This window comes from Paenibacillus psychroresistens (assembly GCF_009728935.1).
GTDB classification, from domain to species: Bacteria; Bacillota; Bacilli; order Paenibacillales; family NBRC-103111; genus Paenibacillus_AC; species Paenibacillus_AC psychroresistens.
The window spans coordinates 7217501-7235256 of sequence record NZ_CP034235.1; the positions used below are offsets into that span (position 1 = coordinate 7217501).

17 protein-coding genes and 1 other RNA gene (1 of these 18 cut by a window edge) are annotated in these 17756 nt (G+C 42.5%); 2 read left to right on the forward strand and 16 right to left on the reverse strand.

All coding sequences use genetic code 11. The features are described from left to right. From EHS13_RS32495 to rpoE, 14 genes are all read right to left on the reverse strand, one after another. On the reverse strand, positions 1–24 hold the beginning of the coding sequence (locus EHS13_RS32495) for a DUF2508 family protein (protein ID WP_155704332.1). It extends 267 nt beyond the left edge of the window; only the first 24 of its 291 coding nucleotides appear in the window; it begins with the start codon at positions 22–24; the stop codon falls past the left edge of the window. Positions 25–191: 167 nt separating this feature from the next. Continuing rightward, positions 192–791, reverse strand: a complete 600-nt coding sequence (recR, locus tag EHS13_RS32500; RefSeq protein WP_155704333.1) for a recombination mediator RecR — start codon at positions 789–791, stop codon at positions 192–194. Positions 792–896: 105 nt separating this feature from the next. Then, positions 897–1208 (reverse strand): YbaB/EbfC family nucleoid-associated protein, encoded by a 312-nt coding sequence (locus tag EHS13_RS32505; RefSeq protein WP_155704334.1) that lies wholly within the window; start codon positions 1206–1208, stop codon positions 897–899. A 14-nt stretch (positions 1209–1222) separates the two neighbouring features. After that, positions 1223–3022, reverse strand: coding sequence for a DNA polymerase III subunit gamma/tau (gene dnaX, locus EHS13_RS32510; RefSeq protein WP_155704335.1), 1800 nt, complete (start codon positions 3020–3022; stop codon positions 1223–1225). A gap of 188 nt (positions 3023–3210) precedes the next feature. After that, positions 3211–3477: signal recognition particle sRNA large type (gene ffs, locus EHS13_RS32515), an RNA gene on the reverse strand. A 47-nt stretch (positions 3478–3524) separates the two neighbouring features. Then, positions 3525–3923, reverse strand: a complete 399-nt coding sequence (locus EHS13_RS32520; RefSeq protein ID WP_155704336.1) for a hypothetical protein — start codon at positions 3921–3923, stop codon at positions 3525–3527. An 80-nt stretch (positions 3924–4003) separates the two neighbouring features. Continuing rightward, entirely contained in the window at positions 4004–4201 is a 198-nt protein-coding gene (gene rpmE / locus EHS13_RS32525) for a 50S ribosomal protein L31 (RefSeq protein WP_155704337.1), read from the reverse strand. A gap of 120 nt (positions 4202–4321) precedes the next feature. Then, entirely contained in the window at positions 4322–5590 is a 1269-nt protein-coding gene (locus EHS13_RS32530) for a radical SAM family protein (RefSeq protein WP_155704338.1), read from the reverse strand. A gap of 68 nt (positions 5591–5658) precedes the next feature. Beyond that, positions 5659–7068 (reverse strand): transcription termination factor Rho, encoded by a 1410-nt coding sequence (gene rho, locus EHS13_RS32535; RefSeq protein ID WP_155704339.1) that lies wholly within the window; start codon positions 7066–7068, stop codon positions 5659–5661. Between the two features lie 50 nt (positions 7069–7118). Next, a complete protein-coding gene (locus EHS13_RS32540) occupies positions 7119–8393 on the reverse strand; it encodes a UDP-N-acetylglucosamine 1-carboxyvinyltransferase (RefSeq protein ID WP_155704340.1) in 1275 nt (424 codons plus the stop codon). An 81-nt stretch (positions 8394–8474) separates the two neighbouring features. Further along, complete coding sequence (gene fba, locus EHS13_RS32545) at positions 8475–9329, reverse strand: class II fructose-1,6-bisphosphate aldolase (RefSeq protein WP_155704341.1); 855 nt, start codon at positions 9327–9329, stop codon at positions 8475–8477. A 147-nt stretch (positions 9330–9476) separates the two neighbouring features. Continuing rightward, complete coding sequence (locus EHS13_RS32550) at positions 9477–9872, reverse strand: response regulator (protein ID WP_227013648.1); 396 nt, start codon at positions 9870–9872, stop codon at positions 9477–9479. A 113-nt stretch (positions 9873–9985) separates the two neighbouring features. Next, entirely contained in the window at positions 9986–11590 is a 1605-nt protein-coding gene (locus EHS13_RS32555) for a CTP synthase (RefSeq protein WP_155704343.1), read from the reverse strand. Positions 11591–11797: 207 nt separating this feature from the next. Next, positions 11798–12397: a DNA-directed RNA polymerase subunit delta gene (gene rpoE / locus EHS13_RS32560; RefSeq protein WP_155704344.1), complete on the reverse strand. Its 600-nt coding sequence runs from the start codon at positions 12395–12397 to the stop codon at positions 11798–11800. A gap of 362 nt (positions 12398–12759) precedes the next feature. Here rpoE and EHS13_RS32565 point away from each other — a divergent pair, with 362 nt between their 5' ends. Continuing rightward, entirely contained in the window at positions 12760–13980 is a 1221-nt protein-coding gene (locus EHS13_RS32565; RefSeq protein WP_227013649.1) for a S8 family peptidase, read from the forward strand. 22 nt (positions 13981–14002) lie between these two features. On the opposite strand, the gene EHS13_RS32570 is transcribed toward EHS13_RS32565, so the two are convergent. Both EHS13_RS32570 and speE read right to left on the reverse strand, forming a co-directional pair. Further along, a complete protein-coding gene (locus EHS13_RS32570) occupies positions 14003–14416 on the reverse strand; it encodes a YwiB family protein (protein WP_162463361.1) in 414 nt (137 codons plus the stop codon). A 16-nt stretch (positions 14417–14432) separates the two neighbouring features. Then, positions 14433–15260 carry a polyamine aminopropyltransferase gene (speE, locus tag EHS13_RS32575; RefSeq protein ID WP_155704346.1) on the reverse strand — a complete coding sequence of 276 codons (828 nt, stop codon included), beginning with the start codon at positions 15258–15260 and terminating at the stop codon, positions 14433–14435. Positions 15261–15464: 204 nt separating this feature from the next. Here speE and EHS13_RS32580 point away from each other — a divergent pair, with 204 nt between their 5' ends. After that, complete coding sequence (locus EHS13_RS32580; protein WP_155704347.1) at positions 15465–17486, forward strand: transglycosylase domain-containing protein; 2022 nt, start codon at positions 15465–15467, stop codon at positions 17484–17486. The last annotated feature ends 270 nt before the right edge of the window (positions 17487–17756 follow it).

The following is a 17756-nucleotide window of genomic DNA, read 5'->3' on the forward strand; positions in this document are numbered from 1 at the left end:
GAGCTTTCGCCACTGCAACTGCATGTCCAATTCCTCCTCCGCGCAAGCGATCTATTATACTTCTATATAAAAGATATATAGCGAGAATCGCTTACTTTTAGAACCACGGAATTCGAAATACCCCACTCTCAGACAGCACAAAAAAAACCGCCAGTGAAGACGGTTTCTCTAATGGAAGCTATTAAGTTACCTCAATTCAACTCGCGTCGACCTTCTAATGCCTTAGTCAGAGTTACTTCATCCGCATATTCCATGTCTCCACCTACCGGCAATCCATGAGCAATACGTGTGACTTTAATGCCAAATGGTTTAATCAATCGAGATAGATACATCGCTGTAGCTTCTCCTTCAATATTGGGGTTAGTAGCCATAATCAATTCCTGCACGGTATCATCACCAAGACGCTTCAGGAGCTCCGCCACATAGATTTCATCTGGACCAATGCCTTCCATTGGAGAAATAGCCCCATGAAGGACATGGTAGTAACCACGGAACTCACGCGTTCTTTCCATCGCCACTAGATCCTTGGGCTCTTGTATGACACAAATAATCGACGGATCCCTACTCTTATCCATACAGATCCTACAAGGATCTATATCTGTGATATTGCAGCAGACGGAACAGTAATGAAGGTTTCTTTTGACATTTACAAGTGCTTTGGCAAAATCGGTCACATCTTCCTCTTTCATTCGAAGCACATGAAAAGCTAGTCTTCCTGCGGTTTTCGGACCAATTCCGGGCAAGCGCGTAAAGGCATCTATTAATTTAGCTAAAGCTTCTGGGTAATACACGCGAGCATGCCCCTTTCCTACTAAAATCAAGGATAAACGGATATGCCCCCTTAGAAAGACGGCATATCCGTTTATTATGATCTATCCGAATTTTGATCTTATTAATTAGAACAATCCAGGGATTTTCATTCCGCCGGTATATTTGGACATGTCTTTGTTGGCAAGCTCATCTGCTTTAGTCAAAGCGTCATTAACCGCAGTGATAATTAGATCCTGAAGCATTTCAACATCCTCTGGATCAACGGCTTCTGGTTTAATCACTACATGAGTAAGTTTTTTGTGGCCATTGGCCGTTACCGTAACAACCCCGCCGCCAGCAGAGCCTTCAACTACTTTATCAACTAACTCCTCTTGTGCTTTCATCATTTGCTCTTGCATTTTCTTAACCTGCTTCATCATTTGGTTCATGTTATTCATCCTGATCGTCTCCTTTAATCTTCTTTTATTGTGACCATATCTTCGCCAAACAATTGTATCGCTTCATGAATCCATTCTTCCTTAACCACACCTGGTTCTTCAGGCTCAAGCACCATCTCTTCAACTGGAGCGACCATTTCTGACCTAGCTTCATTCCAATCTTTCTTCATCATACTGGAGAATCGCATAGGCTGACCAAAAACCTCGGTCATTACTTGTTCAATTAATTGTTTATTAGCAGGTTTCTCGGTTGTTTCACGATGCATGGCACTGTTAAACGCCAAAAGAACAGTATCGTCATGAATAGAAGCAGGTTCACCATCTGTGAGCCAAGCGTGTATCGTTATTTTACGATCTTTGACTTGGCTTAATACCGAGCTCCATTTCAGCTTCACTTGTTTGTGATCGGCTGAATCTACACTGCGCAAATAGCTGTCCATTGCAACGGATGATCGTTTCACTGCAGCTGCAGGAGCAGACGATGTTGAAGGCTGTGCTGATGTTGTCATAGTATTAGAGCTTTGCTGTTGTGGAGATTGTGCTCTTGATGTCTGTGCAGAATTGTTGTTCTGCGCGGGAGCCGATGAGCTAGCAGCTGTAGATACTCCAGACTGCAGCAAGCGCTGTAGCTGTTGTTCCAATTGACCCAGCTTCTGTTTTAGCGATGCAAGCTCATTTGAGCTAACCCTCGCACCTGGTTGTGCCTTCATTGTATCTGAAGCCACCTCGCTAGACGCACTACAAATTTTCATGATAGCTACTTCAAATAAGGTTTGTGGCTGAGCGGAGTACTTCATTTCAACCTGATAATGGTTCAAAATTTCAATCATTGCGAATATCTCTGGACGACTGAAAGCTGCAGAAATCTCTGTAAATGCTGCCGGGTCAAGAATACGATCTGTGACAACCTGTGAATTCGGCATCATTTTGATAAGTAAAATGTCTCGAAAATAATGAATCAGGCTTTCGATGCATTTGTCCGCGCTTTTGCCTTCCTGCATGAATCCATCGATTAATTCCAAAGCAAGCCCTATATCCTTAGCCTGCATAGCTTCTGCTAGCTTACGAAATTGATCCGCAGCCACATCACCTGTCATTGCGACAACTTCGGCATATGTAATGCGTTTGCCTGAATAAGAAACGACTTGATCGAGCAAGCTTATAGCATCGCGCATGCCGCCTTCGGATAATCTTGCGATATATTGCATCGCATCTAGATCAATCTCGACATTCTCTTGAGTACATACAAATTCCAACCTTGCGACTTGTTCCTCTAAAGAAACTTTGCGAAAATCAAATCGCTGACATCTAGAAATAATTGTTGCAGGAATTTTGTGAGGCTCTGTTGTTGCTAGAATAAACATAACATGTGCAGGTGGTTCTTCCAATGTCTTAAGCAGAGCATTAAATGCCTCTGTAGTAAGCATGTGGACCTCATCAATAATATATACCTTCTGACGAACCTCCGTCGGGGCATATTTGACTTTATCACGAATGTCACGAATCTCATCTACCCCGCGATTAGAGGCAGCATCTAGCTCAACAACGTCCAGTACTGCACCACTTGTTATCCTTATACAGGAAGAACATTCGTTGCAAGGCTCTGGTGCTGGTCCTCGTTCACAGTTTACAGCCTTAGCCAAGATCTTAGCAGCTGTGGTCTTCCCTGTTCCTCGAGGCCCACTAAACAAATAAGCATGAGTTAGCCTATTCTCCTTAAGGGAGTTCTGTAAGGTTTGGATAATATGCTTTTGTCCGACGACATCTTGAAAACGTTGCGGTCGCCAAGTTCGATATAATGCAATATGCGCCATGTTTCCCTCTCCAACCACTGTTTCGAGCGTATGTTTGTTCTATTATACTATATCTTGCGTGTTCTTGAAACTCAAGGTTAACAGCTTTCCCATTTGAAAAAACACCTCAGCGGATCAACTGCTTATCGCAGTCGGACCAACTAGGTGTTTCTCAGTTTGATTCATTTAAGTTAGATTAAATTGTAGTACCGTGCACCTGATATTGATCGTTGCGATCCAAGCGTAACGCTTATCGTTAGCTCTAGCTAGGCCACCCTTCGGCACATGAAACATCTCACTTACGGCTGCTTCCTTCCGAACCTGACCGGGTTCACAAGCATTCATTGCGAAGGACCTTGCTGTCAACACTTCCTCTAAGCAGCAGACCTTACATCGACAAGACCTCTAACAGGAATTCAACCCCGCTACAGCGGGTTGCGGGTTACAGGGCACCGCTACCTCCCCATCTAGCACGGCAAAATTAAGTATATCCGATTGGTTTCTAAATATCAACCGAGTTTAACTAGCTTGTTTTTCCAACGTTAACTTTCACACGATAACGAGGCATCATTTGGCTGACGGAGCCAAATGCCGCATATTTAATTTGCATCGCGGTTTCTATATCCGTTTCCGGCTCCAAATCCAAATTAACAATTAAATCCGGTCCCCGAAAGATTATTCGTGAGTTACGAATACCTTTGATGGGACTTAATGCTTTCAACACTAGACTTTTGTCATTGGCATAGGTGTGATAAGAAGGATTGGCTGGATTATTGGGATATCCGCCCGTAGTGCCTAACAAGCCATCATTAGCATACGCCTTGGTCTTCATGTTAGTTTCTTTTTTGCCACAGCCGCCCATTAGTCCCAATTGGATCAATAAGATTGCCGCCAATAATAAATACCCGCTTTTTTTGAGCATATAAAAAACCTCCCTTAGTCATAGAATGACCAAGCGAGGTTCGTTTATACTGGGTAAAAACTGGCTGAAAACCCGTCCAATTATACGCCGTATTTTTTCTTAAATTTATCTACACGTCCGCCGGCATCAATAAACTTCTGCTTGCCCGTATAGAAAGGGTGGCATTGTGAACAAATTTCCACGCGAAGTGTTGGCTTAACGGAACCTGACTCAAATGTACTCCCACATGCGCAAGTAACTGTAGCTACTTGGTATTTCGGATGAATGGCTTCTTTCATTGTTGTTTCACCTCTCCCTGCCCTGGATCATTCTGCGATACAGAGTTCAATATTCATGCTCAAAAATTATAACATGCTTGTGTCTATAAACGCAATATTCGGTAAATATATATTATTAAATTAAACTTCTGACCTTATTTTGGTCTGGAGGCTTTGTGGATCATGCGAATAAGAACCAAGAACAACGTCTGGGAGCTCTTCACGGAAAATCTCGATCATTTGTTTCATTCCATAAATTTCGCCTTGCGCTTTAGGAATTAAGTTTAAATAGGTTTCGGGATCGATATTTAAATTCCGCATTTGGATGAGCTTTAATCCGGATCTGCGAACAAACTCAATCATCGCTTCCATCTCTTCTTCCCGATCTGTAACTCCTGGAAAAATCAAATAGTTAATTGAAGTAAGTACACCCTTATCTGTAGCGTATCGCAAAGATTTCTCGACATTCTTTAATGTGTACCCACGTGGCTTGTAGTATGCATTATAGTGGTCGTCCAAAGCACTGATAGTACTTACACGCATCATATTCAATCCAGCATCAACAATGGCACGAATGTGATCCGTCAATCCAGCATTGGTATTGATATTAATGAAGCCCATTTGCGTTTGGGCACGAACCTGACGAATGGCTTCGATAATCGTTACTGCCTGTGTAGACGGTTCGCCTTCACAGCCTTGACCGAAGCTAATAATGCTATCCGGTGTGCGTAATTGTTCAAGCATAACTTGTACAACTTCTTCCACATGCGGTTTAAAATTCATTCTCGTCTGGGGAGCAACAAAACCGCTATCTGCCGGTTGCTCCGAAATACATCCATGGCAAGATGCATTACAGGAAAAAGAAACCGGAACGCCGCCTTCCCATCGTTGAAGAAACGTATTAGAAGCCGTTAAGCATTCATACTCCAAAGCACAATTGCTTAAGTGTGTGTATAAACGATTCTCGGGATAACGTGAAGTTAACTCATTCACCTTAAGCTCGAGCTCATTACGATCACAATTATTCGGATCCCAGCGATGTGGATCATCGGTCAGCTTGGCCGCTACATAAAAGCCACCATTCTTCCAAACTACTGCTGTATAACCAAAAAGCGGCATGAATTTTGTTTTATCGGTTTTAACATATGCGGGAAGCAGCAGCCTTGTATACCCTTGCGGCATTAAAGCACCTACTGCTGAATATTCATCGGATAACGGAAGCATATGCGAGGTTTCCGAGTCCATATATACAGGGCGAGTAAAAGGCAAGCTTACCATCGTTGCCCCTTCGGGCAATGGAATTAGCTCATCCTCCATCAGCTCAACAATCATATCACCGCTACGACCTAAGGCGACATGCTGTGGGTGATCATATACGTTTCCTTTTTGATCGGCATAGATTAAGTTCATTGATTTGGCTCCTTAAAGTTTCGCCTAAGCAAAACGGGCACCTTAAGTATTAGCTTAAAGCTAAGTTTTTAAGACGCTGAATTTTTAACAACTTTTTTGGCAGCTGTTGATGTATTGCTTGAACTGCTTTTGGAAGCAGTCGCCGAGCTGCTGCTTTTAGAAGATGATGTTGGGCTGCTGCTCCTATTACTGCTGGTTGAAGCTGAAGAAGATGTTGTTGGACGCGGTTGCGGTTTAGCTTCCAATGTTTCCAGGAATTCTAAATTGGTTTTCGTACCTGCGATTTTTTTGAGGAAAGCATCTGTAAATTCATGAGATTCCTGCATATTCTTCCGCAATACCCAAACTTTTTCAAGCTCATCCTTGGTTAACAGCATTTCTTCACGACGCGTTCCTGAACGACGAATGTCGATGGCTGGGAAAATGCGTCTTTCCGCTAATTTGCGATCCAAATGAAGCTCTAGATTACCAGTACCTTTAAATTCCTCATAGATGACATCATCCATCCGTGACCCTGTTTCAACTAAAGCTGTAGCAATAATGGTTAAGCTTCCACCCTCTTCAATATTACGCGCCGCCCCAAAAAAACGTTTTGGCCGATGAAAAGCTGCTGGATCAATCCCTCCCGATAGAGTACGACCGGATGGTGGAATTACTAGATTGTAAGCTCTCGCCAATCGAGTAATACTATCCATAAGGATAACAACATCTTTCTTATGCTCAACTAATCGTTGTGCCCGCTCTAACACAAGCTCCGCAACCTTAATATGATTTTCTGGAAGCTCATCAAAGGTTGAAGCTACCACTTCACCGCGTACAGAACGCTGCATATCAGTTACTTCTTCTGGACGCTCATCAATCAAAAGCACGAATAATTCAATATCTGGATAATTGGTTGCAATACTATTGGCCAATTCTTTAAGTAATAAGGTTTTTCCAGCTTTAGGAGGTGCAACAATTAAACCACGTTGGCCTAAGCCTATTGGGCATAAAAGATCCATAATCCGTGATGATAGCTGAGTAGGTGTCGTTTCTAAAACGACTTTTGTCTCTGGATAAAGTGGAGTTAATGCTGGGAAATGTAAACGCTCTGCCGCTGTAGTTGGATTCTCACCGTTCACCGCTTCTACTTGAAGCAATCCAAAATAACGTTCGTTCTCCTTAGGAGGACGACACTTGCCGGATACCATATCACCTGAACGAAGATCAAATTTACGAATTTGCGAAGCTGAGATATAAATGTCTTCCCGACTTGGCAAGTAATTGATCGGCCGCAAAAAGCCAAAGCCTTCTTGCAGAATATCAAGAACGCCTTCCATAAACATAAAGCCGCTTTTCTCTGATTGAGCACGTAAAATAGCAAAGATCAATTCTTTTTTCTTCATAGCCCCATAAGCCGGAATTTGATGCACCTTGGCCAGCTTGTATAATTCTGTTAGTTTCTGTGCTTCCAATTGAGCTAACTGCATATCTACCATGTATCTAACCACCATACTATTATATTTTCGAATCTATGGTCTAGCATTCCCTATTTATCTACGTTACATTCGTTAATGCTTTCACGCCATATTTCTGCGCCTAGCTTTGTGAGATTAGAGACAAGATTATCATAACCACGATCAATATATTCGACACCCGTAATTTCTGTAACCCCATTTTTCACAGTTAAGGCTGCAATCACAAGCGCTGCACCTGCCCGTAAATCCGTCGCTTTTACTTTAGCTGCGCTAAGCTCTGATCCTTCAATAATAGCTGATCGACCCTCAAGCTTAATCTTGGCACCCATCCGCAATAATTCCGGGACATGTTTAAAACGACTGCTATATACATAATCAGAAAGCACACTTGTTCCATTAGCCTGTGTCAAAAGCGATGACATGGGCGATTGAATATCGGTTGCGAATCCTGGATATACGAGAGCTTTAACATCGACACTAACATAATCAGGCTGACCTACAACACGGATGGATTCATCCATTTCATAAACGTGGACACCCATCTCTTGCAGCTTAGCCGTAACAGCCTCCAAATGCTTAGGGATTACATTATCTACAACCACATCTCCACGAGTTGCTGCCGCAGCAATCATATAGGTTGCCGCTTGAATTCGATCCGGAATTATAGAATGGCGACAGCCTGACATGCTGCTTACTCCATCAATTCGAATTGTTTCTGTTCCAGCACCTTTAATTTTGGCTCCCATGGCATTCAGTAAAGTCGCTACATCTATAATTTCAGGCTCTTTGGCCGCATTTTCAATTGTAGTCACACCAATAGCACGTGAAGCTGCTAACATGATGTTAATTGTTGCTCCTACACTAACAACATCCATATAAATCTTAGCGCCACGTAATTCCTTAGCTCGGATATGTAAGGCACCGAATTCATTGCTTACTTGTGCACCTAATGCTTCGAAACCTTTTATGTGCTGATCAATCGGCCGCGGTTCAAAATTACAACCACCTGGTAATCCAATAACTGCTTCTCCAAAACGTCCCAGCATAGCCCCCATTAAATAATAAGAAGCCCGTAATTTCTTTACATTTCCATTGGGCATAGGTATCGCTTTAAGATGGCTTGGATCAATGACCATTTGATCTCCGCTCCACTCAATCTTTGCTCCAAGCTCTGTTAAAAGCTCTACATAAATGGCTACATCACTTAATTCAGGTAAATTATCCAGAATAACTGTCGATTCTGCCAGAATAGACGCAGGTATTAAAGCAATGGCACTATTCTTAGCGCCGCTGATCTGAACTGTTCCACGAAGTGGCTTCCCACCTGCGATCATTATTTTTTCCATAGAATAAATTTTCCTCCCACATGAAAACAACCAAAGGGAAAGGCATTGTAAACAATGCGTTTCCCCTGATTGGTATACTGACTAAGCTTGGTTGTTGCTACCGAATAATAGGATTTTGGATTTGATAACTTCGTACATCGCTTGACGTCCCGGAGTAAGATATTTGCGAGGATCATAAATTTTGGAATCTTTAGCAAGTACGGCACGAATTGTTTCTGTTAAAGCAACTTGATTCTCCGTATTAACGTTAATTTTACCTACACCTGCAGCAACAGCTTCAATAATCATTTGGTCAGGAACACCTGATCCGCCATGAAGAACGACTGGAACTGGAATTGCGCTTGCTACTTGACGAATGATATCAAACTTGATATCTGGCTCGCCTGCATACATACCGTGTGCTGTTCCAACAGCAATAGCCAAACAATCCACGCCTGTTTCTTCGTAGAAACGGATCGCTTCTTCTGGCTTAGCTAGGTTAGCATTCTCTTCATCAACACTTATATCATCCTCAACTCCACCGATCGTTCCCAATTCACCTTCAACTGAAACGCCCATCGCATGTGCTGCTTTTACTACTTCTTTAGTTAAACGAATGTTTTCTTCGAAAGAATGATGTGAACCATCAAACATAACCGAGCTAAACCCGCCGCGAATACATTTCATAGCTACTTCAAACGTGCTCCCATGATCCAAATGTAAAGCGATAGGAAGACCGGATTTCTTAGCTGCTGCTTCTGCAATAGCTACAGTGAACTCCATACCCATATACTTCAAAGCGCCTTCGCTAACACCAAAGATAAGCGGTGAATTCAATTCCATCGCAGCTTGAATGGTAGCTTGTGCAAACTCTAAATTATTCATGTTAAACTGTCCAACAGCAAATTTATTAGCTCTTGCTTTTGGGAAAAACTCGTTCATCGATACTAACGGCATGATTAATTCCTCCTACATTTTATTTACTACTCTTATCAAGCATCGCGCAATTCTGCACCTTCACGAGCCCGTCCCGTAGTTCTACTGCAACATTATAGCATACTCGAAACTGAAATGCAGTGTAGACGATATAAAAAAGAATCCTTTTCAGGATCCCATGGCAAAACCCGAAGCAGAAGAGTCGCTTAATTCATTGTTAACTGCAATCCTCAGTTCATCGATATCAAATGGTTTGGTGAAGTGCATTAATGCTCCAAGGTCTGAAGCTTCTTTGATCATATCCAGCTCGCCGTACGCAGTCATCATGATCACTTTAATCGATTCATCAATTTGTTTAATGTGTTTAAGAATTTCCAATCCATCCATCCCTGGTATCTTCATATCAAGCAAAACCAGATCTGGAAACTCATTGCGCACAATCTCTAAAGCAATCTTCCCGTTTGATGCTTGGTAGGTCTGATAACCTTCCACACTGAATACTTCAACAAGTAAAATTCGAATGCCATTCTGATCATCGACAATTAATATTTTCTTGTCATCCAAATATATTCCCTCCCCAACGAAAACACCTAATGGCATTATATCGGTATATATTCGCCCAATGTAAAGGGAAACCTTTAAATGGGGAAGGAAAATTTTCAAGACTTTAACATATGTTACAGCTTGTGCTGAAAAGCGGCTTTAACAAACTCGCGAAATAACGCTTGAGGACGGTTAGGACGTGAGGTAAACTCTGGGTGAAACTGTACCGCTAAAAACCACGGATGCCCTGGTAATTCGACCATTTCTACCAAACGTCCATCTGGAGAAGTTCCCGTAACCTTTAAACCAGCTGCTTCAATTTTTTCACGATATTCGTTGTTGAACTCATACCGGTGGCGATGTCTTTCGTATACCAGCTCGTCTTGATAGCATTGCATAGCTAACGATCCTTCTGCAATTTTGCATGGGTATAAACCTAAGCGCATCGTGCCGCCCATATCTTCAATATCTTTTTGTTCGGGTAGAATATCGATAACTGGGTAATGTGTAGTTGGGTTAATCTCGGAGCTGTTGGCTCCTTCTAATTTAAGCTTATTGCGTGCATATTCGACAACAGCCACCTGCATGCCTAAACATATTCCAAAGAACGGAATCTCTTGTTCACGCGCATATTGGATAGCCATAATTTTTCCTTCAATCCCACGATCACCAAATCCACCTGGCACTAGGATACCTTGTACATTTTTAAGCAATTGATCCACATTATGCTCATAAATTTCTTCGGCATTGACCCAACGAATTTTAATTTCGGAATCGCAAGCAAAGCCCGCATGAGATAAGGCTTCAACAATGCTTAAATAAGCATCATGTAAAGCTACATATTTACCTACTATGGCAATTTCGGTAGTATGTTTTAACCCTTTAATCTGTTTAACCATAGCTTCCCATTCCGTCATATCTGGCGGGCTGGTAACTAGCTTTAAATGGTTTACAACTATTTCATCCAAGCCTTGATCACGCATCATTAAAGGCACATCATACAGCGTGTCCGCATCGCGGGCTTCAATAACTGCATTGGCATCAATGTCACAGAATAAAGCGATTTTTCTTTTTAAGTCTGGAGCTAATTCATGCTCTGTCCGGCAAACAATAACATGAGGCTGAATTCCTAAAGCACGCAGTTCTTTAACGCTATGCTGAGTTGGTTTAGTTTTCACTTCGCCGGCAGCTTTTAGATAAGGAATGAGTGTAACATGAATATACATCACGTTGTCTCGACCGATATCACTTTTAATTTGACGAATGGCTTCTAAGAAAGGCAGGCTTTCAATATCGCCTACAGTTCCCCCGATTTCAGTAATAACAACATCCGATTGTGCTTCTTTTCCTGCACGGAAAACACGATCTTTAATCTCATTCGTAATGTGTGGTATAACTTGAACGGTTCCGCCCAAATATTCTCCACGACGCTCTTTGGTTATGACGGAGGAGTATACTTTACCCGATGTGACATTGCTGGCTTTGGAAAGGTTAATATCAATAAACCGTTCGTAATGCCCTAAATCCAAATCCGTTTCAGCGCCATCATCCGTAACGAAAACTTCTCCATGCTGGTAAGGGCTCATCGTTCCAGGATCCACATTAATGTAGGGATCAAACTTCTGCATAGTTACTTTCAAACCGCGGTTTTTCAAAAGCCTACCTAACGATGCTGCGGTAATCCCTTTGCCTAAGGAGGATACCACCCCACCTGTTACAAAAATATATTTAGTCGTCACTTTCTCTACCTCCCGTACGATAATATGTCCATAAAAAAAATAAAAAGTGACACCCGTACATACGGGGCACTTTATAGTCGATTTATACTAATAACGGTCAAATCATAAGAAGTAACTCGTTAAAAGTGTATCTATATTTGTTGTGTAAATCTATAGCCCATGCAATAGTTTACTCTGTCTCTAGGGGTCGTGTCAAGTATGCAAGTTTTACTTCTTGTCATCCTCGTCGTCATCTTCATCTTCTTCGGAATCATCATCTTCAAAATCAGAATCCTCTTCTAATTCTCCGCCTAATTCATCTTCAGATTCTTCTAAATCGGTTTCACCCAATTCACCATCTGCCAATTCATCTTCAGCGAATAACTCTTCTTCTTCCTCTTCTTCAACGACTAGCTCTTCCCGATCGCGATCGAAGGAATCAAAATCCTCTTCTTCTGCAACATACGTATCTTCTTCTTCAGCGAAAAGATCCTCTTCATCGTCATCCTCATCATTAATGATTCGAGGACGTTTCGAGTTGCCCATAGCATCGTCTGCTTTGTTATCAATCGGATACCATCTTTTCAAGCCCCAGAGGTTGCTGCCGACACATGCGAATCTTCCATCCACGTTAATCTCCGTATATAGTTGGGCGATGACTTGCATCACTTGATCGTCGGAGAAGCCTTTGATTTTAGCAATTTCCAACATTAAATCGCGATAATAAAATGGCGTATTGGCTGCTTTAAGCACGATAAAAGCTAGATCGACCATTGGCATTTCTTTTGCTTGATCTGCAGGTATTTTCAGTGTGTATTGGTTACTCATTTCGGCACTTCCTTTCACACATTTTGACGTTAACGCCAGTATCTTCATATAGTAAACCTTATTTTATGTAAAAATGCAACTATACCTTCAACAGATGACAAAGAAAATAGAAGCAAAGGTTTTCACCTTTGCTCCTGACCGACTTACAAACTTGCGCCTGTGACTGTACCCGCTTAATGGTGGTCGGCCTTTCCCTAGTCCCTTGAGCAAGGGTCCCGAATCCAACCCTCCATCCATCGTATGTCAAAAACCATTTGTTGATACGGATGTGAGTCTAATTTTTTCAAAAAAAAGGCAAACGCATCATTCCATGTGATCGCATCGTTCATAGGATGAAGCTAGAAAGAAATTTGCGATGAATAATGCTTGCTTACGATGCCGGCTTTCTCACGAAAGCCCAGCAGATGCTTACGAAGAAAGTTTGCAAAATCGCAAACTCTAGGGAGGTCAATCAATTGAAGGACGCTGTATTCGAGCAATGGATGCATTACGCCACAAAACTGACTTCTGGTTTGAATCCCAGGTATATTGTCCGTTTCTATACTATGCAAAATTACAATCGGTTTATGGCTTTCATTTCCACTCCTGCCGAATCTGCGAATCCTGAGAAACCTAAACACCAACCACTAAAAATCATCTGCGGGCTTAGCTGCTCTCTAGATTTTATTAACCAACATCTTAAGCTGCTGCCTTTAATTGCATCGATTGAAACAGATATTAAGCTAGCATCACTCCATGCACAGGGTGAGCAATTCATTCCTTGGGGGGTTAGTCACATCCGCGCACCTGAGGTTTGGAGCCGTTCAACAGGTAAGCGTGTTAAAATTGGGGTTATTGATACTGGGGTGGACTATTCACATCCCGATTTACAACGATCTGTCTATGGAGGAATCAATCTCGTCCAACGCCATATGCTGCCTATGGACGATAACGGCCATGGCACTCATATTGCAGGTACAATTGCGGCAGCCTCTCAACGTTCTGGCATTATTGGCGTGGCACCAAATGCGGCTATTTATGCAGTTAAGGCTTTTGATTACAATGGGTCCGCCTTTGTATCTGATATCATTCAAGGTATTGAATGGTGTGTCCGCTACCGAATGGATATCATCAACATGAGCTTTGGCATGAAAAACCACAGTAAAGCTTTAGAAGCCGCCGTACGGAATGCTGTTTATTCGGGAAGGGTGGTTGTCGCATCCTCTGGGAACAATGGCAAGAAAAATCTGTTGGATTACCCCGCCCGTTTCCCGTTAACTATAGCGGTAGGTGCCACCAATCAAAGCCATAAAATTGCGGGTTTCAGTAATCGCGGGCATCGTATTGATATTTATGCGCCAGGTGACAAAATTTATTCGACTTGGCTCCATGGCAAATACAACATAATGAGCGGCACCTCTATGGCAACCTCTCATGTGACAGGCGTCATTGCGCTAATGCTTGCCGCTAAGCCTGGATTGAGCCCTCGGCAAATCAAGCTCATGCTGCAGCGCAACGCTTCGACACTCAGCTTAAAAAACCAATTGTCTCCCACCCGAGGAGAGGTGAGCGCCTCCCAGACGCTCAAGTCCATTATCCTGTAAAGCTGCTTTTTATTCCATTTAACTAGTCCAATTCACTAATCTCTACAATCAAAGAATAAGTGCCCGACAGCTCGTCGGACACAAAAAGATCATAGCTCCATGATATTGTACCGATTTGCTCCACTAACCCCACATTAATTGCATGTGTAAAAGTAGTTAATTCCAGCCTGCCCTGCGGGGTTTGATAAGAAAAGCTCCGATGACTCTGCAGGGCGAAGCTTTGCTCCGATTGAACATCTCCATGCCGAATGATCCGTATTTGCCCTGGTTCGACTTTTAACGTTGTAATTGTACGCCCCATATTCTCATCTGTTTCGTTATATCGATAGTAAGAATGGTCGCCTTTCACATAAAGCTCCGCATTAAAGGTCTGTTCAATCATTTGCCCATCGGACTGGCTAGCAATTTGCAGCTTAACATTTCTTTTCTCCATCATGGTCTTACCGCCCCTTTTACTTGCAAAGATCCTCAACAAAACGCGGCAGCACGAATGCTGCTTTGTGTAGGCGCGGGGTGTAATATTTAGATTCGATTTCAGGGATTTTCGTCTCATCGACTTCTAATGGGTCATATTTTTTACTGCCCATGGTAAAAGTCCACAATCCGCTTGGGTAAGTAGGAATGTTAGCACAATACACGCGAACGATAGGGAAAATTTCACGCACATCACGATTAACACTTTGGATTAAATCCGCTTTAAACCAAGGGTTATCTGTTTGGGCGATGAAGATTCCGTCTTCTTTTAGAGATTCATAAATGCCTTGATAAAAACCTTTCGAGAATAATTCAACCGCCGGCCCAACTGGCTCAGTAGAGTCAACCATGATTACATCATAAGCATTCTTATGATCATGGATATGCATGTAGCCATCATTCACAATAACTTCAACACGTGGATCCTCTAAACCGCAAGCTATGGTTGGTAAATATTTTTTGGAATATTCAATCACTTTCCCGTCGATATCAACTAGAACGGCTTTTTCCACACTTGGGTGCTTCAAAATCTCACGAATAACGCCGCCGTCACCGCCACCTACAACAAGTACATGCTTCGGATTTGGATGTGTAAATAAAGCAGGATGAGCTACCATTTCATGATATACAAATTCGTCTCTCACTGTAGTCATGACCATTCCGTCTAGAATTAGCATAGTGCCAAATTCTTCCGTTTCAATCATTGCCAAATCTTGAAAGTCCGTTTGTTCTCTTACATAGGTTTCCTTGATTTTCGCAGTAATTCCATAAGCTTCCGTTTGTTTTTCCGTGTACCATAATTCCATTGCAGCAGCCTTCTTCCTCTTCTAAATGTCCATAGATATAAAGTGTATTATAGTAGAACCGCTCAAAATTGCAAGGAATGCAGCTCTGTTTTTGAAAAATTTACAAATAATTATCGATTTTGGCTCCTCCAAATGAATATCATTTTCCTTCCTTCTCCATACTGAGGAATAAGATGATTGTAATGAAAGGAGCTGAACCCAACGATGTTCCGCTGGTCTCGACTCGTCCAAACCCTGCTATCAGTACTTTTTTTATGCTTTATTGTCAGCGCTGTTGCTCTATTTGCCTTGTTTCTTTATTTGCGGGCACAATCCCTACCTGTCACTACAGTCACTCAAACTTCACAAATTTTTGATATTCATGATGAAGTGATTGATTCCTTTCACGGCACGAATAATCAGAACAGACACATTGTTGCCTTAAAAGATATCGCACCTACTCTGGTACAAGCTACTTTGGCGATTGAGGATCATCGATTCTATGAGCATTGGGGCTTTGATCCCCGCGGGATGGCGAGAGCTGTGCTGAAGGACGTTAAGACGTTGTCTAAAGAGCAAGGAGCCAGCACTATTACTCAGCAGCTTGCGCGCAACCTCTACCTAACTCATGACCGTACATGGACCCGTAAAATCAAAGAAGCTATGTACGCCATGCAGATGGAAATGCAGCTAAGCAAGGATCAAATTCTTGAGCAATATCTCAACCAAATTTACTATGGCCATGCTGCGTATGGTATCGAGGCGGCTTCCCTCATGTTTCTGGGCAAAAGCTCCAAGGATCTCACGTTGGCAGAGAGTGCTCTGCTTGCTGGGATTCCAAAAGGGCCTAAGTTTTATTCACCTTATCTGGATATGAAGAATGCCAAGGATCGTCAAAAAATCATTCTTGAAGCCATGGTAAAGTACGATTACATAACGCAAACAGAAGCAGACCAAGCCTTACACGAAACCCTGAACATTATTCCTAAAAAAGAGGAGCAGTCGGTGGAAGCCCCTTATTTCCGTGATTATGTGAAGACTTTAGCGATTGATAAGCTTGGGATCAACGATACCGCCTTCGACGCAGGAGGCATTAAAATTTTCACTACGCTGGATTTGACGGCACAACGTGTTGCAGAAAAGGCCATTGCCGAACAGATGAATTCCAAGGATGAGCTGCAGGTCGCCTTAATTGCGATTGACCCACGCAATGGTTACATCAAAGCTATGGTTGGTGGGAAGGATTACAATACCAATCAATTCAACCGTGTTTTTGCGACAACCCGGCAGCCAGGCTCATCGTTTAAGCCTTTTGTGTATTTGACTGCTTTGGCTAATCATTTTACTGTGCTGAATCAATACAAAAGCGAGCCCACTGAGTTTACTTATGATGATGGCAAAAAAACCTACACTCCGAATAATTTTGACGATCAGTACGAAAAGACGGAAATTGACATGCGCAAGGCAATTGCTAAGTCGGATAATATTTATGCGGTCCATACCATCATTGATGTAGGTGCAGATAAAGTCATTGAGATGGCGCACAAAATGGGGATTACTAGTGAGTTGAAACCACTTCCCTCACTGGCTTTAGGTACCTTCCCAGTTAGTCCGTTTGAAATGGCCGGCGCATTCGGAATCATTGCCAACCAAGGGATTAAAGCTGAGACTACTGCGATTATTCGTATTGAGGATTCACAAGGGCATGTCCTCTATGAAGATGAGCCTGAAAAACAGCAGGTGGTCGAAGCCCCTTACACGTATGTCCTGACTAATTTAATGCAAAGTGTTTTCGAGCAAGGCGGTACAGGCTATCGTGTTGCTAATATAATGAAGCGTCCTGTAGCTGGTAAAACCGGAACCACGGATACCGACTCTTGGATGGTTGGTTTTACCCCCGAGCTATCGACTGCGGTTTGGGTAGGCTATGATCGTGATCGCAGTATTAATTCTCTGGAGTCACGCAAGGCAGCTCCGATTTTCGCTGAGTTTACGGAAGGGGCTCTGAGCGCCGTTCCTCCTAAGCTGTTTGAGGTGCCGGCAGATGTAGTTAATGTCTACATTGATCCTGTTTCAGGAAAGCTTGCCAATGACGCTTGTCCAGATTCACGAATGGAGGCTTTCGTTATGGGGTCAGAGCCTACAGAATATTGTGCTAAGGCAATAGGCAATGAGCCCACAAATAAAGGAAATGACCATAATAATTCCTCTTGGTGGAATAATTTGAAGAGCTGGTGGAATGATTAACAGCTTTAAGAATTAATTATATGAATGATTAAATATGCGATTGGACACACAAAAGGCAGACCCGAGGGTCTGCCTTTTGCTGTCCTAGTATATCGTAAAAATATACTAAAAGTAGTATACTCTGCAGTAGTAATCAACTCAACCTATGACACAAAATCTCCATAAAAACTAAATATCAAGGAGTGAAATTCAAACTCTAGTTATCGACCTTTCCTCGCTCCTTTTGACCTCTATCCCTTTGCCTCAGCTGGGAAATAAGGTCATATGAGT